The 25187-nt window shown below is 41.9% G+C and carries 24 protein-coding genes; 23 read left to right on the top strand and 1 reads right to left on the bottom strand.

Annotation, left to right across the window (positions count from 1 at the left end):
• Nucleotides 1-8 precede the first annotated feature (8 nt).
• Nucleotides 9-1010, top strand: a complete 1002-nt coding sequence (gene gap, locus WC676_00480) for a type I glyceraldehyde-3-phosphate dehydrogenase (protein MFA5059089.1) — start codon at nucleotides 9-11, stop codon at nucleotides 1008-1010.
• A 63-nt stretch (nucleotides 1011-1073) separates the two neighbouring features.
• On the opposite strand, the gene metF is transcribed toward gap, so the two are convergent.
• Nucleotides 1074-1946, bottom strand: coding sequence for a methylenetetrahydrofolate reductase [NAD(P)H] (gene metF, locus WC676_00475; GenBank protein ID MFA5059088.1), 873 nt, complete (start codon nucleotides 1944-1946; stop codon nucleotides 1074-1076).
• Nucleotides 1947-2041: 95 nt separating this feature from the next.
• Between metF and WC676_00470 the strand changes: the two genes are divergently transcribed.
• The 22 genes from WC676_00470 to WC676_00365 all read left to right on the top strand — a co-directional run bounded on the left by WC676_00470 (nucleotide 2042) and on the right by WC676_00365 (nucleotide 25186).
• Nucleotides 2042-3181: a hypothetical protein gene (locus WC676_00470; GenBank protein ID MFA5059087.1), complete on the top strand. Its 1140-nt coding sequence runs from the start codon at nucleotides 2042-2044 to the stop codon at nucleotides 3179-3181.
• A 119-nt stretch (nucleotides 3182-3300) separates the two neighbouring features.
• Nucleotides 3301-3867 (top strand): hypothetical protein, encoded by a 567-nt coding sequence (locus WC676_00465; GenBank protein MFA5059086.1) that lies wholly within the window; start codon nucleotides 3301-3303, stop codon nucleotides 3865-3867.
• Entirely contained in the window at nucleotides 3854-5698 is a 1845-nt protein-coding gene (locus WC676_00460; GenBank protein ID MFA5059085.1) for an ABC transporter ATP-binding protein/permease, read from the top strand. The genes WC676_00465 and WC676_00460 overlap by 14 nt, the downstream gene beginning before the upstream one ends.
• Before the next feature lie 31 nt (nucleotides 5699-5729).
• Complete coding sequence (gene pseB / locus WC676_00455; protein ID MFA5059084.1) at nucleotides 5730-6716, top strand: UDP-N-acetylglucosamine 4,6-dehydratase (inverting); 987 nt, start codon at nucleotides 5730-5732, stop codon at nucleotides 6714-6716.
• Nucleotides 6703-7860: a UDP-4-amino-4,6-dideoxy-N-acetyl-beta-L-altrosamine transaminase gene (pseC, locus tag WC676_00450; protein MFA5059083.1), complete on the top strand. Its 1158-nt coding sequence runs from the start codon at nucleotides 6703-6705 to the stop codon at nucleotides 7858-7860. The genes pseB and pseC overlap by 14 nt, the downstream gene beginning before the upstream one ends.
• A gap of 4 nt (nucleotides 7861-7864) precedes the next feature.
• Nucleotides 7865-9019, top strand: a complete 1155-nt coding sequence (locus WC676_00445; protein ID MFA5059082.1) for an N-acetyl sugar amidotransferase — start codon at nucleotides 7865-7867, stop codon at nucleotides 9017-9019.
• Between the two features lie 3 nt (nucleotides 9020-9022).
• Nucleotides 9023-9643 (top strand): imidazole glycerol phosphate synthase subunit HisH, encoded by a 621-nt coding sequence (gene hisH, locus WC676_00440; protein ID MFA5059081.1) that lies wholly within the window; start codon nucleotides 9023-9025, stop codon nucleotides 9641-9643.
• A 21-nt stretch (nucleotides 9644-9664) separates the two neighbouring features.
• On the top strand, nucleotides 9665-10423 hold the full coding sequence (locus WC676_00435) for an imidazole glycerol phosphate synthase cyclase subunit (GenBank protein MFA5059080.1): 759 nt from the start codon (nucleotides 9665-9667) through the stop codon (nucleotides 10421-10423).
• Complete coding sequence (locus WC676_00430; protein ID MFA5059079.1) at nucleotides 10420-11154, top strand: glycosyltransferase family protein; 735 nt, start codon at nucleotides 10420-10422, stop codon at nucleotides 11152-11154. The genes WC676_00435 and WC676_00430 overlap by 4 nt, the downstream gene beginning before the upstream one ends.
• A 1-nt stretch (nucleotide 11155) precedes the next feature.
• The gene (locus tag WC676_00425) at nucleotides 11156-12598 is read left to right on the top strand and encodes a GNAT family N-acetyltransferase (protein ID MFA5059078.1); all 1443 of its coding nucleotides are present in this window, start codon (nucleotides 11156-11158) and stop codon (nucleotides 12596-12598) included.
• Between the two features lie 13 nt (nucleotides 12599-12611).
• On the top strand, nucleotides 12612-13640 hold the full coding sequence (gene pseI, locus WC676_00420; protein ID MFA5059077.1) for a pseudaminic acid synthase: 1029 nt from the start codon (nucleotides 12612-12614) through the stop codon (nucleotides 13638-13640).
• Between the two features lie 5 nt (nucleotides 13641-13645).
• Entirely contained in the window at nucleotides 13646-14398 is a 753-nt protein-coding gene (locus WC676_00415; protein MFA5059076.1) for a glycosyltransferase family protein, read from the top strand.
• Nucleotides 14395-15372 carry a Gfo/Idh/MocA family oxidoreductase gene (locus WC676_00410; protein ID MFA5059075.1) on the top strand — a complete coding sequence of 326 codons (978 nt, stop codon included), beginning with the start codon at nucleotides 14395-14397 and terminating at the stop codon, nucleotides 15370-15372. The genes WC676_00415 and WC676_00410 overlap by 4 nt, the downstream gene beginning before the upstream one ends.
• Entirely contained in the window at nucleotides 15365-16528 is a 1164-nt protein-coding gene (locus tag WC676_00405) for a hypothetical protein (GenBank protein ID MFA5059074.1), read from the top strand. The genes WC676_00410 and WC676_00405 overlap by 8 nt, the downstream gene beginning before the upstream one ends.
• Complete coding sequence (locus tag WC676_00400; protein ID MFA5059073.1) at nucleotides 16500-17834, top strand: DegT/DnrJ/EryC1/StrS family aminotransferase; 1335 nt, start codon at nucleotides 16500-16502, stop codon at nucleotides 17832-17834. Before WC676_00405 ends, WC676_00400 begins: the two co-directional genes overlap by 29 nt.
• A gap of 2 nt (nucleotides 17835-17836) precedes the next feature.
• Nucleotides 17837-19450 (top strand): hypothetical protein, encoded by a 1614-nt coding sequence (locus tag WC676_00395; protein ID MFA5059072.1) that lies wholly within the window; start codon nucleotides 17837-17839, stop codon nucleotides 19448-19450.
• Nucleotides 19451-19470: 20 nt separating this feature from the next.
• Complete coding sequence (locus WC676_00390) at nucleotides 19471-20418, top strand: GNAT family N-acetyltransferase (protein ID MFA5059071.1); 948 nt, start codon at nucleotides 19471-19473, stop codon at nucleotides 20416-20418.
• Nucleotides 20415-21464, top strand: a complete 1050-nt coding sequence (locus WC676_00385) for a DegT/DnrJ/EryC1/StrS family aminotransferase (GenBank protein ID MFA5059070.1) — start codon at nucleotides 20415-20417, stop codon at nucleotides 21462-21464. The genes WC676_00390 and WC676_00385 overlap by 4 nt, the downstream gene beginning before the upstream one ends.
• Nucleotides 21464-22195, top strand: coding sequence for a class I SAM-dependent methyltransferase (locus WC676_00380; protein MFA5059069.1), 732 nt, complete (start codon nucleotides 21464-21466; stop codon nucleotides 22193-22195). The genes WC676_00385 and WC676_00380 overlap by 1 nt, the downstream gene beginning before the upstream one ends.
• A gap of 16 nt (nucleotides 22196-22211) precedes the next feature.
• Nucleotides 22212-23411: a glycosyltransferase family 4 protein gene (locus tag WC676_00375; GenBank protein MFA5059068.1), complete on the top strand. Its 1200-nt coding sequence runs from the start codon at nucleotides 22212-22214 to the stop codon at nucleotides 23409-23411.
• A 1-nt stretch (nucleotide 23412) separates the two neighbouring features.
• Nucleotides 23413-24468, top strand: coding sequence for a UDP-N-acetylglucosamine 2-epimerase (non-hydrolyzing) (gene wecB, locus WC676_00370; protein ID MFA5059067.1), 1056 nt, complete (start codon nucleotides 23413-23415; stop codon nucleotides 24466-24468).
• A gap of 13 nt (nucleotides 24469-24481) precedes the next feature.
• The gene (locus WC676_00365; protein ID MFA5059066.1) at nucleotides 24482-25186 is read left to right on the top strand and encodes a class I SAM-dependent methyltransferase; all 705 of its coding nucleotides are present in this window, start codon (nucleotides 24482-24484) and stop codon (nucleotides 25184-25186) included.
• Nucleotide 25187: the final 1 nt, after the last annotated feature.

Below are 25187 nucleotides of genomic sequence, written 5' to 3'. Positions count from 1 at the left end.
AAGTTCAGATGGCAGCAAAGATCGGGATTAATGGTTTTGGACGTATCGGCAGATTGGTTTTTCGCGCCGCGGTTCAAAACAAAAATGTGGAAGTGGTGGGGATCAATGACCTTTTTGACGCGGAATATTTAGCCTATATGCTTCGCTATGATTCAGTTCACGGGCATTTTAAAGGAACCATTGATGTAAAAGACGGTAAGCTGATCATTAACGGAAAAGCTATCCGCGTAACGGGCGAAAAAGAACCGGCCAGTTTGAAATGGAACGAAGTCGGCGCTGATTACGTGGTGGAATCAACCGGCCTTTTTACGGTGACCGAAAAAGCCCAAGGGCATTTAACGGCCGGAGCTAAAAAGGTCGTTATCTCTGCGCCATCTAGTGATGCGCCGATGTTTGTCATGGGTGTTAATCACTTAAAGTATAAAAAAGACTTAAACGTTGTTTCGACCGCATCTTGTACGACGAACTGCTTAGCTCCGGTGGCTAAGGTTCTCAATGATCAATGGGGGATCGTGGAAGGGTTGATGACAACCTGCCACGCGATCACCGCAACTCAAAAAACCGTCGACGGGCCGTCTAAAAAAGATTGGCGCGGCGGGCGCGGGGCCAGCTTTAATATTATTCCGTCTTCAACCGGCGCGGCGAAAGCTGTGGGAAAAGTTATTCCGGAATTAAACGGAAAACTGACCGGAATGGCGCTTCGGGTTCCGGTGGCGGATGTTTCTGTTGTTGATTTAACCTGTAAATTAGCTAAAGCGGCCTCTTGGGATGATATCAAGAAAGCCATGAAAGAAGCATCTGAAGGAGAGATGAAAGGTATCTTGGGCTATACGGAAGACGAAGTTGTCTCTAGTGATTTTATCGGAGACCCTAGAACATCTATCTTTGATGCTAAGGCAGGAATAGCGCTTAACGATACGTTTGTTAAGGTTGTTTCTTGGTATGATAATGAATGGGCTTATTCATGCAAGCTGATCGATTTCATTGCGTATATGGAGTCAGTGAAATAAGAAAAGGAATAATGAAAAAGGCGCCCCGACAAAATGTCGGGGCGCCTTTTTTTGTTTTCAGAATTATTTTCTTACTTCTTTTAAGATAATGTCTACCGGTGAAGCCTTATTGAGCGTGTAAAAATGCAAACCCGGAGCGCCATTTTCCAATAATTCACGGCATTGACGAATAGCAAATTTTATTCCGGCCTCGCTTACAGCTTGCGGGTCAGTTTGGATCGGCGCAAAAACTTCTTGAACTTCTTTGGGTACGCTTGTTCCACATTTTTGGCAGAATCTTAAAATGCCGAGATAATCCGTGATGGGGATAATTCCGGGAATGACGCGGGCAAAAATTCCTCGTCGGCGTAAACGCTTAACGTAATCAAAGTAATCTTTGTTATTAAAGAAAAGCTGGGTAATGACATAATCAGCTCCGGCATCCATTTTGATCTTTAAGTAATCGGCATCAAGCTCTCGGTCCGGGCATAGAACATGTCCTTCCGGAAAGCCGGCAACGCCTATTGAAAAATCATCCGCATAAGTCGCTCGGATAAATTTACAAAGCTGATAACTGTATTTAAAATTATCCTTCCCAAGTTTAACAGCCGGGCTATTGGGAGGAGGATCGCCGCGAAGAGCTAGGATATTGTAAATACCGCGCGCTTGTGTATCATCTAGTGATTTCTTGATCTCGGCCTTGGTATTTCCGATGCAGGTTAAATGCTCAACGCCGGTTATCTGGTAGGTTTCTTGAATGTGGTCAACAATGTCTTTAGTCCGGGCGCGAGTTCCGCCTCCGGCGCCGCAGGTGACAGAAATAAAATCCGGCTTAAGTTCCGAAAGCTGCTTTATCGTTGAAAGCAATTTCTGATAGCCTTCTTCCGTCTTGGGTGGAAAAAGTTCAAAAGAGAATGTCTGCTGTTTTTCTTTAAAAATATCTGTTAGTTTACGCATGATTGGTTGTATTATAACACAAGACGCATTTCTGCAAGAAAAGAGCTTTGTAAAAATCTTTATCTATCTAAAAAGTTTCAAGGAAGGCATTGGCTATGAAATGGAATGATCGATATAAAAAGATCCTGATCTGCGCGCTTCTTTTTATTGGGGCTTTGGGGCTACGGGCTCACGAATTGAATTCCCGGACACTGTCCAATGATGAGATGTATCAATTCCAATCTTCTGCAGGGCCGTTTAAGCCTTTTTGGTTGCGGCATCATTATGGTGATTTTTCGAGTTTTCCCGGCGACTATATCCTAACCTATCCTTTTATCAAGATTTTTGCTCAACAGGGAATTGCTGGTGATGCCTTGATCCGTGATTATGCTCTCGCAGAGCGTGTTGCCGAGGCGAACAAATGGTTTTTAGCGATCCCACATGTCTTGTCGGCCATTTTACTGTTTTACTTCTTGTATTTGCTCTGCAATAGGTATTATCGGACAATCTGGGGATATTTGGTTGCGTTTAGCATTGTTTGTTTAAATCAGACATTGATATTTCAGGCTTTTGAATTTAGATCTTATGCTGTTTTGCCAGCACTCGCCGTAGGAACGCTGTATTTTACTGAACTTTTGATGGAAAAATATAAGGAAATGAGCTTGTCGAGAAAGCTTTGGATCAGTGCTTTTCTGATTTTTGTCGTCATTTTCCATGTTTATGGGATTTTGTTTATAGGCCTATCGGTTATTTATGCATTATTTCTAAATTGGCATAAAGGCAACCTTTCTAAAGAAATAATCTATCCGATCATTAAATTCTTCGGAGTGTTTTTTGTTTTCGCCATTGCAATATGGCTGTGGTATGCGTCTATTAATCTTGGGTTTTCCCAAGAGAAAAGGATTTTCTTTGGCGCTGTACCGACGTTTGAATTTATCCCAAGCCCGGTAACTAATCTTGTCGGCTTTCTAAAAGGTATTTTAGGTAATTTGATAGGCAATAAGGCTTTATATTTCCTGCTTTTAGGCATGTTGGCTTCCTTGTTGATTCCGCATAAAGATAAATGGCCACAGATCGTTTTTTTCGCCGTTTTTATTGTTTTTGGAATAGGATGTGTTATTGCCATAGATTTGATTAATAAATATTGGTTCCTTCAGCGACAATTTGGCTGGACAATGCCGCTTTTTGCTTTCTTTTTGGGCTGGTGTTGGGATGTGTCCGCGCAGACTTTTTACAAGAAAATTAAAACAAAATGATTGTTCTTGTCTTTATCTAAGCTTCAAAGGCTTCCGCAACTCGTTTCCCCGCAACATCTTTTATCCTTGACAAAAATTAGGACCTTTGTATAATTATGTTCACTCATTGAACATAACCCATGCCTAAACCCACACTCAACGAACGGGAATTTGAGCTTGTCAATATCATCGGAGCCGATCTGGCTTCGAATCAGCGTGATCTGTCTCTTCAGATGAAGGTTTCTTTAGGGATGGTCAATATGCTGGTGCGCCGGCTTATCGCCAAAGGTTTTATCCGCATCAAGCAATTAAATCAAAAGAAAGTCAAGTACATCCTTACCTCTAAAGGGCTCTCCGAAAAGATGCAAAAATCCATGAACTACACGATGAAAACGTTAAGGTCTATCGGCCTTATCAAGGAAGCCATCAAAAGAATCGTTATTCCGCTTTATGAAAAAGGAGAGCGGAATTTTTTTGTTGTCGGCGAATCCGATCTGACCTTGTTGATTGAAATGGTTTTTAAAGAAAAGCAGATCCATGACTATACGATACAACACTTGGCAGAATTTCCTCAACAAGAAGTTATCGGTACCATTCTTATTTGTAAAGAGGGCATAAAAAACGGAAAATATTCTGGCCGCAATCAAGTTAATATCATTGAAAACCTAGTAAAAGACAAATCGAAGCTGATATATGAAGACTCATAACGATATGGAAGCCATTCAAAAACCTTTTAATATATTTTTTAGCTTATTTGCTTTGTTGCGAAAGGGGTGCCAAATAACGGCGGCTAAGCTTAAGTATATCGCCTATCTTATTGTGACGTCGCCTAACTACCGCTGGGTGATCTTCTTTCAGATCGTCAGTAGTTTGGCCAGTTTTATCGGGCTGCCAATCCTTATCCCGGTTTTAGAATTTATGCAGGAAAAAAGTTTTGCGGCGGACAGTACAAGCTATCTAAAAGTCATTGCCGTGCCTTTAAAATTTCTAGGTATTGACCTAACATTCCATTCGGTTTTATTGACAGCAGGCGTCCTTATTTTGATAGGGCAGGCTTTGGTATTTCTTTCTTCGCTTATTGCCACCTTTGCTAAAGAGGAATTATTGCTAAAGTATCGAGAAAAGGTCATTAAGGCTTATGCCGACGCCGATTGGTTGTGGCTTACCGATAAACACTCAGGCGGAATGTATTATGCCATTATCCGGGAAGCGCAGTTTGCCAGCGAATGTAATCTCAATGCCCAAAGGGTTTTCATCAACTTCGTTCAAGTTATTACGTTTCTTGGTATTGCCATGAAGTTATCCTTTATTGTTACGATGACCGCAACAGTTGTTTATGCCTTTTTATTGCTGGTGAGCGCTTTAATTTCAAACCGTGTTTTAAAGGTCGCAGAAAGCTACAATGAGAATTATAAAAAACTTTCCAACGATATTATCGGATTTCAACAGAATAAGAAATTCTTTAAGGCTTCCGTTTTAAGCGGAAAATTAACCGATGCGATTTCTTTGATCGTCGGAAATCTATGCCGCCAGATCAAGCGTCAAAGCGTTTTGATCGAGATCCAGCGTTCTTGGAGCGTTTTAGGCACGTCGCTATTTTTAATAGGGCTTTTATTTTTCCATCAACAACTTTCGCTCAATTATGCAACACTGCTTTTGATCTTATTTGTTTTCTTGCGGATCGCGCCGCAATTTGTTGCCCTCTCTGATATCTATGCCGCGCTCGATAGCAATATTCCGATGCACAAATCTCTTCAAAAGCATTTGCGTGACCTCGATGAGCATAAAGAAAAAAGCGGTTCTAAGAAATTCTTCTGTGATCAGCCTATTGTGTTTCAAGATGTTCATTTTGCTTACCCGTCCGGACAGCAGGTTTTAACAGGGCTTAATTTTTCGATTAAGCCTAAAACAACCGTGGCTTTTGTGGGAAGTTCCGGTGTCGGAAAATCAACGATGCTCGATCTGCTTTTAGGATTGATCCAACCCAACCAAGGCGCTATTTATTATGGGGATATCCGGCATGATGAGCTAGATAAGAATTTGTTTCGAAATGGCGTTGCTTACGTCAATCAACAGCCGTCGCTTTTGGACGGAACGATCAAAGAAAATCTGACGATCGGCGCATCTTCTGTAACTGATGAAGTGATCCTCGATGTTTGCCGTAAAGTGCGTATTGATCAATTTGTTGACCAACTACCGCAAGGGCTTAACACGTTGATCGGTGAAAACGGCATTAAGCTTTCCGGCGGCCAGCGCCAACGGTTGGTTTTAGGACGGTCTTTATTTATGAAGCCAAAGATACTAATTCTTGATGAGGCGACCAGCGAATTAGACTTAGAATCGGAAGCGATGATTCAGTCAACTATCAGTGAATTGAAAAAGGAATTAACGATCATTATGGTCGCGCACCGTCTATCAACCGTAAAGCTGGCTGATATGATCTATGTCATTGACGATGGAAAGGTGTGCGAATCCGGAAGCTATCAGCAATTATTAGAGCGCAAGGGAAAATTCCATTACCTAGATTCTTTACAATAATTTCTTAGGAAATAATAAAGGAGCGTAAGCGATGAACGATAAGACGATCTTAGTAACCGGTGGGACAGGGTCATTCGGCCGGAAATTTACGCAGGTTATATTTAAGAAGTTTAAACCAAAGAAGCTTATTGTTTTTAGCCGGGATGAATTTAAGCAAAGTGAAATGTCGAAAGAATTTCCGGAGAAAAAATACCCCATTCGTTATTTTCTCGGAGATATTCGAGACCGAAGCCGTTTATTTCGCGCCTTTGAAGGTGTGGATTATGTAATTCATGCCGCGGCTTTAAAGCAAGTGCCGGCACTTGAATATAATCCGATGGAAGCCGTTAAAACAAATATCTTGGGTGCTGACAATATCGTGGAAGCTTCCATTGATGTCGGTGTAAAAAAAGTCATCGCGCTTTCGACCGATAAGGCTGTTAATCCGGTCAATCTTTATGGCGCGACGAAATTAGTTGCCGAGAAAACCTTTGTTGCGGCTAACGCCTATGCGGGCGGGCGGGTGAAGTTTTCCGTTGTCCGTTATGGCAATGTTGTCGGTTCGCGCGGAAGTGTCATCCCGCTATTTTTGAATTTTAAAAAGCAGGGTATTAAAGAATTTCCTATTACGGATGAAAAAATGACGCGGTTCTGGATCACCTTAGAAGAAGGCGTTGATCTGGTTTTGAAGGCTTTAGAAAATACGGTTGGCGGTGAGACCTTTGTCCCGATGATCCCGTCGATGAAGGTCACGGATCTGGCTTTGGCTATTGAGCCAAAATGTACGTTCAAGAAAATCGGTATCCGCCCCGGAGAAAAGATCCACGAAACGCTTGTCTCGGAAGATGAGGCGAGAAAAACAAAGATTTTTAAAGGCTCTTATGTGATCATGCCGCAATTTTACGAGAATGAAGATGTCCACAAAGTTTACGATAAATTTCCTTTTGTTCCGGAAAACTTTGTGTATTGCAGCGACAAAAACGAAAAGTGGCTAACCATTAAAGATCTGCAAAAGGTGATCAAAAGTGATTCCCTATAGCCGTCAATCTATCGACAAGAAAGATATTGCGCAGGTTGCCCGGGTTTTGAGATCTGACCTAATAACCCAGGGGCCTGCTGTTCAAAAACTTGAAAAGGCGCTTTGCCGCTATGCAGGGTCGCGTTATGCGGTTGTTCTTTCCAGCGGAACAGCGGCGCTTCATGCGGCTTATACGGCGGCCGGATTTTCAAAAGATGACGAGGTCATAACGTCACCAATCACATTTTTGGCAACAACCAATGCGGCGCTTTATTGCGGTGCAAAACCTGTTTTTGTCGACGTGGAAAAAGAAACAGGGAACATCAATGCCGATTTGATCCAAGAAAATATTTCGAAGAAAACCAAAGGTATTGTTCCTGTTCACTTTGCGGGGCATTCCTGTGATATGGAAAAGATCTCGCGCATTGCGCGTAAAAATAAACTTATTGTGATCGAAGATGCCGCCCACGCTTTGGGCGCGCAATATAAAGGCAAAAAGATCGGCTGTTGCCGCTATTCGGACATGACTGTTTTAAGTTTTCACCCCGTCAAATCGATCACAACCGGGGAAGGCGGCGCGGTTTTAACAAATGAGAAGAAATATTATGAAAAGCTTCTCATGTTCCGCCACCACGGTGTCACACGTAATGGAAAACTTTACAAAACAAAAGGCATGTCTAATGTGCCGTGGTATTACGAAATGCAAACACTGGGATATAATTATCGATTAACCGACTTGCAATGCGCCTTAGGAATATCACAACTAAAAAAACTTAATACTTTTATCCAGAAGCGTAGAAATTTAGCCAGACAGTATTCACAAGTATTTAGGAATAATCCATTCTTTGATTTACCCGTTGAAAAAAATGACGCGCATTCTTCTTGGCATTTGTATTCCATCCGTTTTAAGAACAAAGATATTACGATGAAAAAGGAAATCTTTAATCTGCTGCGTAAAAATGGTTTAGGTGTTCAGGTTCACTATATTCCGGTTTATCTGCAACCCTTTTATCAACAACTGGGCTATCAAAAGGGATTGTGTCCTATGGCGGAAGACTTTTACGCGCGCGAACTCAGCATTCCGCTTTTTGCGTCCATGACTTTATCCCAAAAAAGAAAAGTTTTAAACATTCTTTCCATTCTTAAAAAATACATACGGAGGTAACGCTATGTTGCGCTATTGTCGTCGCTGTGTTATGCCGGAAACCCGCCCGGACCTGAAAATCGATGAACAGGGAATTTGCAATGCTTGTCGTTCATTTGAAAAACGCAAAGAGGTAGACTGGAACGTAAGAAAAAAAGAACTTTTGAATGTTTTAGAGCGCTATCGCTCGCGTAACGGCAATAATTACGATTGTTTGGTTCCGGTTTCCGGCGGCAAAGACAGTCATTTCCAAGTCATTAAAATGCTGGAACTTGGAATGAATCCTTTGTGCGTGACCGCAACAACCGATCATTTATCCGATATCGGGCGAAAAAATATCGAGAATATGAAGAAACTCGGCGTTGACTATATCGAAGTGACGACCAATCCGGTTGTCCGCCGCCGGATAAACCGTTTTGCGCTTAAACAGATCGGAGATATTTCTTGGCCGGAACACTTAACTATTTTTACGATTCCGGTGCGTGTGGCCGTGCAAATGAATATTCCGCTTTTGATCTGGGGAGAAAATTCTCAGAACGAATATGGCGGGCCGGCGGCCGCAGCCGAGCATAATATTTTAGACCGAAGATGGCTGGAGGAATTTGGAGGGTTACTGGGCTTACGCGTTACCGATCTTACCGGGCAGGAAGGTATTGAACCTAAGCATCTTATCCAGTATACCTATCCGACGGACGAGGAGCTTAAACGCGTGGGCGTGACGGGTTTATTTTTAGGATATTACGTGCCGTGGGACGGATATACAAATGTTTTGATCGCGCAAGCCCATGGAATGCAAACCTATCATTCGGCGATTGAAGGCGCTTTAGTCAATTATGAAAACTTGGATAATTGCCAGATGGGCATTCACGATTATTTTAAGTTCCTTAAGTTCGGATTTGGCCGCGCGACGGATCTGGCCTGCCTTCATTTGCGTCGAGGACGTTTGACGCGTGAAGAGGCTATGATGCTCGTGCGCCGTCACGACGGAAGATTTCCAAAATCTTATCTGGGGTATTCTTTGGAAGCGATCCTAGAACCATTGGATATGACGGTCGAAGAATTTACAAGTATTTGCGATCGTTTTACCAACAAGAAATTGTTTGTTTGCGATGCGCGCGGTCATTTGGTCAAAGATCGCCACGGTAATTTAACTAAGATCAACTATGATAATCCCAGCTAATTGATGAAAAGAATTGTTATTGTTGATTATGGAATGGGCAATATTGATTCGGTTGCGCGCGCCATCGAAGAAGGCGGAGCCAAGCCGCAAATAACGGCAAAGCCGGAAGACTTTACGACTTGCCAGGGAATCGTTTTGCCGGGGGTGGGGTCTTTTGTTTCGGGAATGAATAATTTGCGCGCCAAAGGGCTCGATCAAATCTTAAACGAGCAGGTTTTAAATAATAAAATACCATTTTTGGGGATTTGTTTAGGGATGCAGTTGATCGCGACATTGGGTTTAGAAGGCGGGCGGACAAAAGGGCTTGGATGGATCAATGCGGATGTAAAACGCTTTGAGCTCTCGTCAAAATCACTAAAGATCCCTCATGTGGGTTGGAATGAAGTTCATCACGCGAAGGCATCTTCTTTGTGGAATGGCATTGCCAGCGGAAAAGATTTTTATTTTGTCCACAGCTTTCATGTTGTTTGCCGGGAAAGGGATGATGTTTTAGCAACGACGAGTTACGGAAATGATTTTGTCTCTGCTGTTCAAAAAGATAATGTGTTCGGCGTGCAATTTCATCCGGAAAAAAGTTTATCCGTCGGGCTTAATTTAATACGCAATTTTATTGCCATGTGTTAGCCGCTTCAGGAGCTAAAACAAATGATCAAAACAAGAATTATTCCAACACTTTTATATCGAGATACTGTTTTAGTGAAAGGTGTGAGCTTTGACAGCTGGCGTTGCGTGGGTTACGTTCTGCAGTCGGTAAAGGTGTATTGTGTGAGGGAAGTTGACGAGCTCATCTTTTTAGATATTACGGCGTCGCAGCAAAATCGCATGCCTGATTTTCATCTCATTGATGATATTGCCGATGAATGTTTTATGCCTTTGACTGTTGGCGGCGGAATAAGATCGGTCGAAGATGTGCGCCGCCTCTTGGCTTGCGGAGCTGACAAAGTAGCCATTAATACGGCGGCATTTCTAACGCCGGATCTTATTAAAGAATCCGCAAGAGAATTTGGCTCGCAGTGTATCATTGTTTCCGTTGATGTCAAAAAAACATCAAAGGGAACATATGAAACGGCTGTATTGTCAGGAAATAAAACAACAGGGCTTGACCCGGTGGAATTTTCCAAGAAAATGCAAGACTTAGGCGCGGGGGAGATCTTATTAACATCTGTTGATCGCGACGGCACTATGCTTGGTTATGATGTTGAATTGACTCGAAAAGTGAGCGATGCTGTCTCTATTCCGGTCATTGCCTCCGGAGGAGCAGGAAGTCCGGAACATGTTTTTGATGTTCTTAAGGAAGGCAAAGCTTCGGCTGCGGCTGCGGCAAGCATGTATCACTTTACGCAAACAACGCCGTTGGAAGTGAAAAAATATTTAACTGATCACGAGATCAAGGTGCGGATTTGAGAACAATTGCTATCATTCAAGCTCGAATGGGTTCAACCAGGCTTCCCGGTAAAGCCATGATGGATATTTTGGGAATGCCGATGTTAGGAAGAGTTATTTCGCGCTTAAAATTATGTTCTTTAATAGAAGACATTGTTGTCGCAACGACGGAAAGAACAGAAGATGATCTTATTGAACAATTTTGCCAAAATCAAAATACGCTTTGTTTTCGGGGAAGTGAAATGGATGTTTTAGGCCGATATTACCAAGCGGCTTTACGATATAAGGCGCAGACGGTTGTTCGAATCACTTCGGATTGTCCGCTCATTGACCCACAGGTGGTGGACAAAGTTATTGCCGCGTATCAAAAAAACGTTTCTCATGCATCCGGCGCGAGCAATGTTATCGAGAGGAGTTATCCCCGAGGCCTAGATACGGAAGTTATCTCGATGGATGCTTTAGAAAAATCCTGGAAAGAATCCCAAAAACCGCATCATCGGGAACATGTGACCAGTTTTGTTTATGAGCATCCCAAATTATTTAAAATGCAAAGCGTGAAAAACAATGAGGATCTATCTCATTTTCGCTGGACTGTTGATGAGGTGGATGACTTGCGTTTCGTAAGAGAGATTTATCAAATGATGCTCAAACGGGGCCAGGAACAGTTTTTTCTAAACGATATTGTTGCGTTGCTTAAAGATAACCCTGATCTGATCAAGATTAATGAAGCGGTTCGGCAAAAGGCAATTTGATATGAAAATCACGATTTTTACAGAGGCAGGGCGAGGTATTGGTATGGGGCATTTGTCTCGTTGTGCCGGTTTGGCGCAAGCCTTTCGCGAAAGAGGCGTTCAATGCCAACTGTTAGTTTATGGCGACCGGAATATTTCCCGCCAACTTGATGTATACGGTGGCGATTATAAAAACTGGATGTCCTTTCAAAGACAACAACCAAGGTGCGATATTGCGATCGTTGATTCGTACTTAGCTTCTAAAAAGATTTTTCAGAAAATACAAAATAATAGTGCTGTGTCTTTATATTTTGACGATAACAACAGGATTAAATATCCCAAGGGAATTATTATTAACGGTGCGATCAATGCCGATCAATTGAATTATGGAGGATTTAAGCATTTCGAGTCTTTGTTAGGCCCTCAGTATGTTTCTTTGCGCCGGGAGTTTTGGGATGTTCCTGAAAAAAAAGTACGGGCAAAGGCAAAGAAAATCCTAATTACGTTTGGCGGTACGGATGAGGCAAATATGACGTCGAAGATATTAGGGATTTTTGACAGAAAATACCCTTTATTGCAGAAAATTGTGATTATTGGCAAGAACTTCATTCACAAAAAAGACATTTTAAAACAAAAGAGTAAAAATATTAAATTTGTTTTTGAGTCCAATGCCAAACAAATGTCAAGAATTATGCAGGATGTGGATTTTGCTGTTTCCGCCGGAGGACAAACCCTTAATGAATTGGCGCGCTGTGGTTGTGCGGCTGTTATCGTTGTTGTGGCGGACAATCAAGAACGACATGCAAAGGCATGGGCGAAAACAAAGTGCTTTTTTTATGTCGGGAAAGCGAACGATAAGAATTTTTTAAGCCAGATAGATCTGGGCTTAAATAAAGTATCTTCACTTACATTTCGCCGCTTAGCCGCGCAAAGAGGGCCACAAACGGTTGACGGGCAAGGAGCGAAAAGGATCGTAGCGGCATGCGTGAAATCTTATGTCGAACAACATATTAAAATTCGGCATGTAGAAGAAAAAGATATCAAATCTATTTTCGAGCTGTCAAATCAGCCTATGATCCGTCAAGGTTCTTTTGCACCTCGCAAGATCACCTGGCCGGAACATCAAAAATGGTTCGCAAAGACCTTGTCAGATCCAAAAACACTTTTTTTAGTTGCTTATGCGAAGGATGACTTATTGGGGCAAATTCGATTTTGCATTCAAAAGAAAAAAGCCGTTGTCAGTATTAGTGTAGATCCTTTATTCCAGCAGTGTGGCATCGGCAAAAAGATCTTTGAAGATGGCATTCGCTTTTTATACCAAAAGCGTATCGATAAGATCATTGCTTATATTAAAAGCGACAATACATCGTCACAAGAATTTTTTAAAAGTCTTGGGTTTGAGAGGATCAAATCCCGAGAAGATCTGAAGAAAAAGATTTGCATGCAATTTACTCTCAAAAAATAAGGACAGGTGTTTAATGAAAACACTTTTATGGGCAAAAAAAGTTTTTATTGCGGCGGAAATTTCCGCGAATCATGGTGGCAGTTTGAAACGCGCTATCGATCTTATCAGAAAAGCTAAAGCCTGCGGGGCGGATGCCGTTAAATTTCAATTGTATTCGGCTGATTCTTTAACCATTGATTGTGAAAATAAATATTTCCAAATTCGTCATCCTAAATGGGGCGGACAAACGCTCTATTCGCTTTATAAACAAGCGCACACGCCTTTTGCGTGGTTTAAACAGTTAAAGAAAGTTGCGGATGAAGAGGGAATTATTTTCTTTGCTACAGCTTTTGATAAGCCCGGTGTGGACCTTTTACAGGGCCTTCGAGTTCCTTTCCATAAGATCGCTTCCTTTGAGTTGGTTGATCTGCCGCTTATTGAATATGCGGCCAAAACAAAAAAGCTGCTCATTCTATCAACGGGAATGGCAACTGTTGGCGAGATCCGTGATGCGGTTGACACGGCAAGAAAATCCGGAACCAAAGATATTCTCTTACTGAAATGTGTGAGTAGTTATCCGGCTCGCCCGAAGGAGATGAATTTAAAAACAATTTATGATTTGTCGAGAAAATTCCATTGCCCGGTAGGTTTATCTGACCATACGCTGGGCACGCAAGTTCCCGTGGCTGCGGTCGCTTTAGGCGCGTGTTTCATTGAAAAACATTTTACGCTTTCCAGGACATTGTCAACGCCGGATAGTTTTTTCTCTATCGAACCCGCGGAACTTAAGAAACTTGTTGAAGATGTTCGCCTGGCCGAATCTTCGATAGGAGAAGTTCATTATGGATTAACGCCGGATGAAAAAAGTAGTGTTACTTTTAGGCGCTCTTTATTCGTGGTTAAAGATGTCAAAAGAAACGAAAAATTCTCTGAAGAAAATGTCCGCTCGATACGTCCTTCGCATGGACTTGCGCCAAAACACTTAAAGCAAGTTTTAGGACGTAAAGCCACGTGTGATATAGCAGCGGGTACGCCGCTTCAGTGGATGATGGTGAATCGATAAAAAACATGAAACAACCCATAAAGAAAAATATTTTCGCGGTCATTGAAGCGCGTATGACATCAAGCCGATTACCGGGCAAGGTATTAAAGTTGCTGGGGGATAAGCCTGCTTTAGAATTATTAGTTGAGCGTTTAAAATATTCGAAATATCTAAATGGAATTATTATTGCCGCGACTATAAACAAAACCGACGATCCTATAGAATTACTGGCTAAAAAAATCGGAGTTAAATGTTATCGCGGCAGCGAGGATGATGTTTTATTGCGAGTTGTTGAGGCAGCCGAGAAAAATAATGTTGATATTATTGTGGAAGTTACCGGAGATTGCCCGCTAATCGATCATCGTATTGTTGATAAGACAATTGAAGTTTATCTGCAAGGCGAATACGATTATGTTTCTAATTGCGTGCAGCAGTCATATCCTTTAGGAATGGACGTTCAGGTTTTTCCAGCGAGAAAGTTGCGGGAAATTGAACAAAAAACGTCTGATCCTAAAGACCGCGAGCATGTCAGTCTTTATTTTTATGAAAAACCAGGCCGCTTTAACATTAAAAATATCGAAAGCGGCCTTAAAGAATCTGAAAAAAATATCCGATTAACCTTAGATACCGCGGATGACTGGCGTCTTTTAAATGAGGTTGTACGCCGCCTTTATTCGAAAGATCCTAATTTTAGTCTCGAAGATATTCTGGAATTATTCTCAAAATCTCCGGAATTAGCGCAAATAAACAATCATGTTCAACAAAAATCCATACGATGAAAAAATATAAGGCCTTAGTGGTCGGTTGCGGCAACATTGGATCGGTTTTCGGAAAACCAGGTACGAAATCTATTCTTAGCCATGCGCAAGCCTATGTTTCTCACCCGAATTTTACACTTGGCGGAGTTGTTGATGTTGATCCGCTCAAATCGGCGGCAGCGGCGAAGAAGTGGAAGGTTCCTGTTTTTTCTTCGGTTAATGATGCCATGAGAGACCTCACGTATGATGTTGTTTCTATTTGTGTTTCCACAAAAGAACATGCCGCAGTCTTAAGGCAAGTGATCGAGAAAAGTCCTAAAGTTATTCTTTTGGAAAAACCCGTGACAAACGACTTAAAGGAATCACAAAAATTAGCCGATCAGTTCAAGAATTGGGATGATCGGATATTGATTCATTACACGCGTCGCTTTATGCCGGAATTTAGAAGCCTCAAGGAAAAGATCTCTAAGGGAGAATTTGGAGCATTTATATCCGGGCATTGTTATTACTCAAAAGGAGTTTTGAATAACGGTTCGCATGCCGTTGACCTGGTGCGGTTTTTCTTAGGGGAAGGGCATGTTATCTCGGTTTCGTCAGGACGTGTTGATTTTTCTAAAGAAGATCCGACGCTGACGTTTGCGGTCGGATTTAAACCGTCCGGAGTTTTTAATTTACTGGAAGCTGATCAGAAATTCGGCTCGATTTTTGAAATAGAACTTTTATTCGAGAAAAGATTAATTCGCATTAGCGAAATCAAGATGTCCATTGAAGAGTTTGCTTTGAAGCCAAGCTTATTATGGAAAGGCAAACAAGAGTGGGCGCGTCAGAAGAAAACAAAGATCAACTTTGGCGCCGCCTTTGGATTTGTTCTTGATCACGTTGCTGATCTGGCCGAGGCGCGGGCAGTTTCTTTGTGCTCTTTGTCAGAAGGGGTCCATAGTCAGCGTTTATGCGCGCAAGCTTTGAAAATGTATCAAGAGGCTAATCATGGATAAGATATTATTTTTCTCAAGAGACCCCGGCGGGGCTAACTGCATTATTCCCCTCGCGCATCATATGATCGCGAAGAAAGAATATGGTATTTTGCTATTTGGAAAAGATAAAGCGTGCCAACGTTACGCCCAAGCCGGAATAGATTTTAAGGATATTAAGGATTTGCTGAAAGAAAATATCAGCTATGAACATATTCGCGAGTTTGTTCACAGCATTAATCCTGTCTGCATTGTTACGGGAACAAGTGAGGATGATCTAGCGGAGAAATATTTATGGAAGGCAGCCTCTGAGGCCGGAATTCCTTCCGTTGCTATTCTCGATTATTGGAATAGTTATTGCTTACGATTTTCTTCTGCCGCAGACACTGTTGATGCAAAAGACGGCGTAAAGAAATGCCTTCCCGATAAAATTTGTATCATGGATGATTTTGCGAAAAAAGAAATGATCAAAGAGGGATTTTCTTCGGATGTTTTAGAGATCACGGGCCAACCGCATTTATCTGAAGTGCGGCAAAGGCTAACCCGTGTAAGTACAGATGACAAAAATTACCGGAAGAAACTTGGCATAGCTTCGGGCTGTCACGTTGTGGTTGTTGTTTCAGAGGCTGTTCGAACGATGTATGGGGATAAAGGCCGAGCTCACTGGGGATATGACGAAGCTTCATTGCTGAAAAACACTTTTGATGCCTTATGCGCTATCCACAAAGAATTTCCTCAAGAAAATTTTTGCCTTGTTTTCCGTCTTCATCCTAAAGACAACGAAAATATTTTGGATGACATGATCGCGGGCATGAAAAATGATTTTATTAAGGTGGTCAAAGAGCGCGGGTCTTCCTCGGAAGAGCTAATTTGTGGAGCGGATATTCTGCTCGGAGCTTCATCCATGTTGCTTTTGGAGGCAGCCATTGCTCAAAAGCCTTTTCTAAGCGTTCAGATCGGTCAAAAACAGCAAGATCCCTTTATTTTAAGCAGAATGGATAAGGTCAAAAGAGTTCTTTCAGCTGATGATCTCAAAATGCGCTTATCCGCATTTTTTAGTGAAGGTCAGTTTGATAAAGTTGATTTTTCTTTCTTAGAGAATGCTGTCCAAAATATTGAACAGGTTATTAAAAAGCTTATAGGAGAACGTCATGGAAACATTAGCCATCTTCGGCGGTAAACCTGTCCGCAAAAAACCTTTTCCGGCTTATCGCGTTATCGGCTCAGAAGAAAAACGTGCGGTAGCCCATGTTTTGGATTCCGGAATTCTTTCGCGGTTTTTAGGGTGTTGGCACAAAGATTTTTACGGCGGGCCGCAAATCCAAGCTTTAGAAAAAGAGTGGGCGAATTATTTCGGCGCTCGATATGCCGTAGCAGTTAATTCCTGCACATCAGGATTGTATGCGGCGGTTGGAGCAGCGGGTATTGGTCCGGGCGATGAAGTGATCGTGTCGCCATTTACCATGAGCGCTTCGGCAACAGCGGCTCTTGTCTATGGCGCAATACCTGTTTTTGCGGATATCGAAGAAGATTATTTTTGTCTGGATCCAAAATCGGTTGAACAAAAAATTACACCAAGAACAAAGGCGATCATCGTTGTTGATCTGTTTGGCTTGCCTTACGATGCCGAGGCGATCAATAAAATCGCACGTAAACATCATTTGCTTGTTATTGAGGATTGCGCGCAAGCACCCGGCGCTTTATATAAGAAAAAGTACGCCGGAACCTTAGCCGATATCGGTGTTTATTCGCTCAATTATCATAAGCATATTCATTGCGGAGAAGGCGGGATTGTTGTTACTAATAATGCTCAGCTGGCAGAAAGAACGCAGCTTATCCGTAATCACGCGGAAGCGGTTGTAGCTGATAAAAAAGTCAAAGATATTTCCAATATGGTGGGATTTAATTTTCGTATGACGGAAATTGAGGCGGCTATCACGCGTTGCCAATTAAAGAAGCTAAAAAAGTTGCTTAAGGAGAGGCAAGAAAATTGCCGTTATTTGGAGCACAGGCTTTCTCAAATTCCCTGTATCGTTGCGCCAAAAATGAGGCCGGGATGTACGCATGCGTATTATGTCCATCCTTTTAAATTTAAAGAAGAGATCGCCGGTTTTGGCCGCGATATTTTTATCGAAGCAGTGAAAGCGGAACTTGCCTGCACTCAGTTGCGCGAACAAGAAGGGGTTTTGATAAGCTGCGGCTATGTCAAACCGCTTTATCTTCAGCCGATGTATCAGAAAAGAATTGCTTTTGGAAAGAAAGGTTTTCCTTTTAACTCATCCGCATCAGCAAAAAAAGTGAGTTATAGACAAGGGATTTGTCCGACGGCTGAGCGCGTGCACAATTCGGAACTTTTTATTCATGAATTGATGCGCTCGCCGATGAGTCGCAAAGACCTAAGCGATGTGGCTACTGCGTTTGAAAAAGTATGGGATTGCAGAAAAAGTCTTTCAAAGCGTTATCGGGCAAAGAACGTTAAAGGATAAAAATGGTTGTTTTAAAGAATCTCAATCAACAGTTGGCCTTATTTAAAGCAAAAGTTCATCGCGTGCTTAAAAATGCTTTTCCGGATGAATATTGCCAGGAATTTCTTAAGCATAACCGTAAAGTATGGGCAAACTGGAATAGGGAAGACCCTCAAGGGACCATTTTGCTTTATTATTCCAGCGGAATGCCGTCGGTGTGGATCAGTCAAAGTTATTTTGTTAATATTCTTGCTAAAAAACATAATGCCGCAATCGTTTCTTTTTCTTCCACCCGAAAGAGTTTTCCGGGCAGTCTTTTTTATTGGGCCAGGGATCAGATCTACCGTTCGTTCAATATCCGAAAGTTCATTGTCACAACGCTCGATCGTTCGCAAGCATTGCGCAAGAAAGAAATTTTAGAAGGCATTCTAGGGAGTATAAAAACAAAAAAAGATGTTTACGATATTCGTGTAGACGGAATTTGGATGGGCGTTGATATTTATGAAACATATCTGCGCGCTTTCAATAAGCCAACCGTTGATCTTAAAGATCCAAAACTTTTTGAAACGATCGAAAGAGCGGTTGAGATCCTTATCTTTTGGCAGGATTATTTAAAAGAGAACAATGTCAAAGCGGTCATCGCAACACATGATGCTTATATCTATGAAAACATTCTCTGCAAGCTTAGCTATCAGAAAAATATTCCCGTTTATTTGCCTAATATCAAAAGCATTTGTCTGGCTAAAAAACCGTATACCATCTATGACCCGCTTTTTAGAGATTATCCCAAAAAATTCAGAAAGCTATCGGTGGCCGAACAAGTTCAGGGCTTAGAGATCGCCCGAAGGCAGTTAGAACGTCGTTTTAAAGGAGAAGTTGGCGTTGATATGCCGTATTCAACGAAATCGGCGTTTCAATCTTCGGAAAATAACACAGCGGTTTTGCGCCAAAGCGACAAGATCAAGGTTTTAGTCTGTAATCATTGTTTTTATGATAATCCTCAAGCCTACGGAGAGATGTTCTTTGTGGATTTTTACGAATGGCTGCATTTCTTAGGAAAGATATCGGAGCAAACGGATTATGACTGGTACATTAAAATGCATCCGGATCCTTTGCCGGGAACAGAAGAAATTATTCAAGAGATCATTGCTCAGTATCCAAAGATCACCATGATCCCGGCGGCAACATCTCATATTCAATTGATCAAAGAAGGGATCAATTTCGTTTTAACGGCTTATGGTTCGGTGGGCCACGAGTTAGCGGCTTTGGGCGTTCAGGTTATCAATGCCAGCTATAATCCTCATTATGCCTATGATTTTAATTGGCATCCGAAAGATGTTATGGAATATGAAAATCTTCTTAAAAGCTTGCCGCGGCTTAAAAAAGACATTAATCGTGAAAGCGTCCTCGAATTTTATTTTATGCATTATTATTACACGGGCGATGACAGCCTTTTTTTAAAGTCGTATCGCCAATATATCGAAGAAATGAAGAAAAGCGGATATCCGGATACCAGCATATTTAAATATTTTCTAGAGACTTGGAGCGAAGAAAAGCATCAAGACATATGCGCCAAGTTCTCCAAATATATTGAATCAGGAAAAACATATTATTTGAGCAAGGGCGCGGAATATTAATATCAAAAAAAGGTTCAGTTATGGAAATTAAGAAATGCACGCAAGAATTTTGGGATGCCTTTGTTGATGCCTCGCCGCAGGGCACGGTATTCAACAAAAGTTTTGCTTTGTCCAGCGACGGCCTTCCGACGGATTATCTTATTTGCTACAAAGGCGAGGAGGCTATTGCCGGGTTTGGTTTTGCTTACAGCCACGAAGGGATCAAATTAGCTCCTTTTGGTGTTTGGAGCGGAATTATCTTTAAAGACCTACGTGAACATACGCCGTACCGTCTTAATGAAACAGTTTTCCTGGCTTTGGAGGCGTTTGCGAATCATCTTTTTGAGCATTACAAGGAAGTTAATTTTCCTAATCACTGGGATATTGTTGATATGCGCCCCTTTGACTGGGTGAATTATCATACACGGGAAAAAGGATACTTTCAGATCACCACCCGTTATACCAGTTTGTTAGATATTTCGCAGCCTCAAAATACGGACGGTTATGCACGATTGCGTATTCGCGAATTACGTAAAGGCACAGATGAAGGGTATCAATTTTCGACAAAGGAAACGAATGATATCCCATTGTTGGATCATCTGCACGAAATGAATTTTAAGCGCCAAGGGATTGAGCGTTCACCTGAGGAGGCCAAAAGCCTCATTTCAACTTGTGAGAATTTTCTAAAAGTAAAAGCGGGGAAATTGTTGGCCACTTACGTCAATGAAGAGCCGGCGGTGATAAGCTTTTTTGCTTATGATCGTCATCGCGCCTATCATTTGATCATGGGAACGGATTTAAAATTTAGAGAGCTTGGTGTTGGGACAAAGAATTTTCATGATAGTTGTGTTTTCTTGAACCAGCAGTTGGGATGCAAAGAATTGGATCTGGTTGGTGTCAATAGTCCGCTACGCGCTGCCTATAAATTAAGTTATGGCGGGCGTATTGTTCCGTATTTCCAAGTCAAAAAAATAGGACCAAAAATATGAAACAACATCTTTATTATGAGACGCTTGATTGGGTAACTTATTGGAAAAATTTCTTTAGGCAGGATAAAGGTCGCTTTCTTAAAGCGCTAAAGGATGATTTTCAATCCCAGAACATTTTCCTAACAAATGCAGGGCGCGCGGGAATTATTTTATCATTAAAAGCTTTTGGCCTTCGGCGAGAAGATGAAGTTTTGGTCCCGCGATTTATGAGTACGTGCGTCTTAGATTCTGTGAATCAGATCGCTAGCCCGTCGTTAAATTTAACAGAACGCACAAAAGCCGTTTTATTTTATCATCACTGGGGTTATCCACAGAACTATTCAAAAGCCGAAAATATTCTACGCCCTAAGAAAATCCGTATTATTGAAGACTGCGCGCATGGTTTATGGGGAAAATCTCAGGGAAGAGCCCTGGGGTCTTTCGGCGATACCGCGATATTTTCTTTATCCAAGATCTTTGAGATGACTTATGCCGGGGCTTTAAAGGTGAATGATGTTTCTTTGCTTGGCGTAATTGAGAAGGAGCTGAGCCGAGCACCGTCAGTCAAAGAATGTTGTGAATCATTATTAGGTGAGTGGGAATATCTGAATTATTACAATACGCCTTTAAAAGATCGCGAACATCAGGACATGCAAATCGATCTATTAAAATGGTACGCAACACTTTTGGTCAGTTTTCCGCTGGCAACTGTCAGGGGCCGGCTGCCGCGCAGTGCACAAGAAATTCAACAAGTTTTTCAAAGGCAGAATAAACATTTCTTAACGCTGTTAAAGAATGCGCGCCATCGTTTTTTCATCCTGCCGCTAGACGAAGAAGAAACGATGGCGCCGATGTGCTTTCCGATCCTATCTTCAGACGAGGTATTCTTAAAAGAAGTTCAAAGATGGTTGTCGGCCCGAAATATCTTTACCGGCATCTATCATTTTGACGTTAATCGCAATATGTTTGAGCCTGATTACAGAAAGTGCGTTCCCGTTCCGCTTTATGCTTCTTTGCCGGATCATATCTTTGATGATTTTATCCGGGATTTTAAAGGAAGGTATTAATGTACGACAATAGAGATGCGGTTGAAATGTTCAATCAAATGGTCGCGATGGGCGCTTATTATGATTCGGGACGCCCGGTTACGGTGGAATCAAAGATCATCATTGACGATATTTGTTCAAAATTACCGGTAACGAAAAATGATGTTGTTTTAGACGTCGGTTGCGGCACGGGAGTTGTGACCATTCCGCTTTCCGAACACTGTAAATTTATTCACGCGTTGGATGCGGCCCAAAAAGTGATCGAAGCGGCAAAAGAGCGTTGTCGCCTAGAGAAGATCAATAATATTGAATATCATTTGGGAAGTGCTTTGCAATTGCCGTTTGAAGATAATTCTTTTCACCATGTTCTTATGTATGCGGTTATCCATTATCTGGAAAATGAAAAACAGATCAGTCAATGTGTTAGTGAATTGATCCGCGTGTGTAAGCCCGGCGGACGGGTTTTGATCGCGGAAATCCCCGATGTCCGCGCCCGTCAAGAATTTGAGCAAAAGAAAAAAACACCTGAGGAAGAAAAGATTCTAAAGCAATTTCAGGCGAATCGCGGCGAATATGACCGGCTCTTTAGGGAATTTGTTAAAAAGCTACCGGCGGATAATAATTTAGCTTTAGATTGCGAATATATCGTTTGTGAGGCAGTGAAATTGGGCTGTGAAGGAAAAGTGTGTCGCCAAGATATCCGTCAGCCATTTTCTCTGACGCGCCGAGATGTTTTACTGGTTAAGAAGTAAAAGATAAAGGGTTTAAATGAAGATCGTTATTGTTTCCGCGTCCTTATCAGAAAAAATGGGTTATTCCATTAGCTTTCTTCCGAAGGCTTTAGCGGAATTAGGCCATGAGGTTCATCTGGTGACATCCAATACACAAGTTTATTTTGGTAGTCCGGACTACAAAGATATTTTTGAGCGGTTCATTGGTCCCGGGGTTGTGGAATGTTGTGTACGTCCTTACAAGGGATTTACGCTCCATCGCCTGCCGTATCGCATGGGGCCACGCCGGGCTTTAGGAATTCGCGGGCTTATCGGAAAGATCAAGGAAATTAATCCTGATATTGTTCATAGCTTTGGACTTATGGTTGAACCGACTTATGAGCTTGCTTTGGCCAAACCATTTTTCAAATATAAATTATTTGCCGAATGCCATATTCACGCGTCGGTATTTCCGCCGATGCTTGTTAAGGTACGTTCGCTTAAGCGTTGGCTGTATTGGCGGGTTTATAAATTATTATGCGGAAAATTATTAAATGCTACTTGCGAACTTTGTATCGCGATCAGCACTGATGCCGCTCAGATCGCTATGGATTATTTTGGGCTTTCCCATAAAAAAACGGTTGTTCATTCTTTGGGAACGGATACGCAAATGTTCAAACCCTGGTATGAATGTGATCAGAAGGCGCGTTTAAATTTTCGACGCAGTTTAGGTTTTCAAGACGACCATATTGTTTGTATTTATACCGGAAGGTTGCATGAAGGTAAAGATCCGCTTATTTTAGCGCGGGCCATTGATCAACTTGTAAAAAAAGGGAAACCTTATCGCGCTATTTTTGTTGGAGATGGACCCGAGGAATATCGTGAGCAATTAAAAAAACATCAGGGATGTGTTTTTGTCCCGTTTGTTACGATCGATGAGCTTCCTCAGTGTTATCAGGCTGCTGATATCGCGGTGTGGCCCAAGCAAGAATCAACCAGTCAGCTGGATGCGGCTTCTTGCGGTTTGCCTTTAATTTTAAGCGATCGTGTCAAAGTCGTAGAGCGCGTAAACGGCAATGGTTTGCTTTACGAAGAAAATAATTTAGATGATTTGATCAGCAAGTTGTTGCAATTACAGCAAGCAGACGTGCGACGTAAAATGGGAGAAGTTGGTGTGCGTAATATGCGGGAAAAATTCTCCTGGCAAAAGGTTGCTCAAGGATATATCGAAGATTTTGAACGCGCCCTAAAGAAATAATATGAAAAATATCATACACGTTGTTGGCGCCAGGCCGAATTTTATGAAAGCAGCTCCGGTCATCGAGGCTTGTGCTCAAAAAGGTTTTAAGCAGTTTTTAGTGCACACCGGTCAGCATTATGATGCGCAAATGTCCGAAGTCTTTTTCGAGCAGTTAGGGCTGCCTAAACCCGATATTAATCTGGAAGTTGGCTCCAATAGTCATGCCGCGCAAACCGCTGAGATCATGACGCGCTTTGAAAAAGTTGCCTTAGAAAGAAAGCCGGATATGGTTTTGGTTTACGGTGACGTTAACTCAACCGTTGCCGCGGCTTTAGTGTGCGCCAAGTTATTAATTCCCGTAGCACACGTTGAAGCCGGCTTAAGATCTTTTGATCGAACGATGCCCGAGGAAGTGAATCGGATCGTAACCGACCGAATTTCCGACCTGCTTTTTACGCCGTCAAGCGATGCCGATGAAAACTTAAAAAAAGAGGGAATCAGCGCAAGTAAAATACATTTGGTGGGCAATGTCATGATCGATACTTTAGTTAAGCTTTTGCCATTAGCGGATAAAAAAGATTTAGATTTTAAAGTTCCTCAAAAATATGCTTTAGTGACATTGCATCGCCCCTCCAATGTCGACGATGAAAAGATATTCTCGCAGATCATAAAAACACTGGCCGCTGTCAGCCAGAAAATTCCGGTCATTTTTCCCGTTCATCCGCGTACCAGGCAAAGAATGGAAAAGTTATTATCCAACAATCCGGCTTTGCAGATCGTTGAGCCCTTGGGATATTTAGAATTTCTAAAGCTACAAAAAGGCGCTACCGTTGTCGTGACGGATTCCGGAGGAATTCAGGAAGAAACAACTTTTCTTAATGTGCCGTGTTTGACCTTAAGAGAAAATACCGAACGCCCCGTAACGGTTGATATGGGAACAAATCAATTGATAGGATTTGCCTACGAACGATTACAGCGCGAAGTTGATAATATTCTTGCGGGAAAAGTAAAAAAGGGAAGAATTCCGCCGTTGTGGGATGGAAAAGCTGCTCAACGCATTGTTAACTACTTATAAGTTAGGATACGTTATGAATATATTCAAAACATGGATCCAGAAAATCGGCAAAGCTTATTACCGTCAAATGCTCAAGAAAGAATATGAGGCGCAGCAATTTGAACCCAATGAGCGCAGTATTGAGTATCGTTTCGTGTTTGATGCGATCGCGAAGGTTTGCCCAAAAACAGTTTTGGACGTGGGAGTTGGAAAATCATCTTTGCCGCAACTCATGTCGGTTTGCGGGCTTAAAGTTACCGCCATTGACAATATTTATGAATACTGGTCGAAATATGGCATGTTCAATAAACACTTTTATGTAATAAATGATGATATCGCTAATACGAAACTTGCAAATAAATTTGATCTGATCACCTGTATCAGCACTTTAGAGCATATCCGTGATTTTAATTCCGCGATGAAAAACATGGCTAACCTGCTTGAACCCAAAGGTTTCTTAGTTTTAACCTGTCCGTACACGGAAAATCGCTACATTGATAATGTTTACAAACTACCCGAATCAACAGCAGGTTCAAACCGAACGTATATCACGCAATCGTTTTCCAGGAACAATGTTTTAGGATGGGTTAAAAATTGCGGATTGAAGATCATCGATCAGGAATATTGGCAATGCTTTTCGGGCGACTTTTGGTCAGCAGGAGAACGCATTTTTCCGGTTAAGAAAGTTTTAAAGGATGAAAAACACCACCTGGCATGTTTATTGCTTCAAAAGGAATAAT

Source organism: Candidatus Omnitrophota bacterium (genome assembly GCA_041649175.1).
Lineage (GTDB): Bacteria > Omnitrophota > Gorgyraeia > Zapsychrales > JBAZNR01 > JBAZNR01.
Note: the sequence above shows the minus strand (reverse complement) of the source record. Positions and strands in the feature narration are given on the sequence as shown.

Bases quoted from the DNA above. Each gene is read 5' to 3' on its own strand.
- gap (MFA5059089.1), top strand. From the start codon at position 9: ATGGCAGCAAAGATCGGGATTAATGGTTTTGGACGTATCGGCAGATTG.
- metF (MFA5059088.1), bottom strand. From the start codon at position 1,946: ATGCGTAAACTAACAGATATTTTTAAAGAAAAACAGCAGACATTCTCT.
- WC676_00470 (MFA5059087.1), top strand. From the start codon at position 2,042: ATGAAATGGAATGATCGATATAAAAAGATCCTGATCTGCGCGCTTCTT.
- WC676_00465 (MFA5059086.1), top strand. From the start codon at position 3,301: ATGCCTAAACCCACACTCAACGAACGGGAATTTGAGCTTGTCAATATC.
- WC676_00460 (MFA5059085.1), top strand. From the start codon at position 3,854: ATGAAGACTCATAACGATATGGAAGCCATTCAAAAACCTTTTAATATA.
- pseB (MFA5059084.1), top strand. From the start codon at position 5,730: ATGAACGATAAGACGATCTTAGTAACCGGTGGGACAGGGTCATTCGGC.
- WC676_00445 (MFA5059082.1), top strand. From the start codon at position 7,865: ATGTTGCGCTATTGTCGTCGCTGTGTTATGCCGGAAACCCGCCCGGAC.
- hisH (MFA5059081.1), top strand. From the start codon at position 9,023: ATGAAAAGAATTGTTATTGTTGATTATGGAATGGGCAATATTGATTCG.
- WC676_00435 (MFA5059080.1), top strand. From the start codon at position 9,665: ATGATCAAAACAAGAATTATTCCAACACTTTTATATCGAGATACTGTT.
- WC676_00425 (MFA5059078.1), top strand. From the start codon at position 11,156: ATGAAAATCACGATTTTTACAGAGGCAGGGCGAGGTATTGGTATGGGG.
- pseI (MFA5059077.1), top strand. From the start codon at position 12,612: ATGAAAACACTTTTATGGGCAAAAAAAGTTTTTATTGCGGCGGAAATT.
- WC676_00415 (MFA5059076.1), top strand. From the start codon at position 13,646: ATGAAACAACCCATAAAGAAAAATATTTTCGCGGTCATTGAAGCGCGT.
- WC676_00410 (MFA5059075.1), top strand. From the start codon at position 14,395: ATGAAAAAATATAAGGCCTTAGTGGTCGGTTGCGGCAACATTGGATCG.
- WC676_00405 (MFA5059074.1), top strand. From the start codon at position 15,365: ATGGATAAGATATTATTTTTCTCAAGAGACCCCGGCGGGGCTAACTGC.
- WC676_00400 (MFA5059073.1), top strand. From the start codon at position 16,500: ATGGAAACATTAGCCATCTTCGGCGGTAAACCTGTCCGCAAAAAACCT.
- WC676_00395 (MFA5059072.1), top strand. From the start codon at position 17,837: ATGGTTGTTTTAAAGAATCTCAATCAACAGTTGGCCTTATTTAAAGCA.
- WC676_00390 (MFA5059071.1), top strand. From the start codon at position 19,471: ATGGAAATTAAGAAATGCACGCAAGAATTTTGGGATGCCTTTGTTGAT.
- WC676_00385 (MFA5059070.1), top strand. From the start codon at position 20,415: ATGAAACAACATCTTTATTATGAGACGCTTGATTGGGTAACTTATTGG.
- WC676_00380 (MFA5059069.1), top strand. From the start codon at position 21,464: ATGTACGACAATAGAGATGCGGTTGAAATGTTCAATCAAATGGTCGCG.
- WC676_00375 (MFA5059068.1), top strand. From the start codon at position 22,212: ATGAAGATCGTTATTGTTTCCGCGTCCTTATCAGAAAAAATGGGTTAT.
- wecB (MFA5059067.1), top strand. From the start codon at position 23,413: ATGAAAAATATCATACACGTTGTTGGCGCCAGGCCGAATTTTATGAAA.
- WC676_00365 (MFA5059066.1), top strand. From the start codon at position 24,482: ATGAATATATTCAAAACATGGATCCAGAAAATCGGCAAAGCTTATTAC.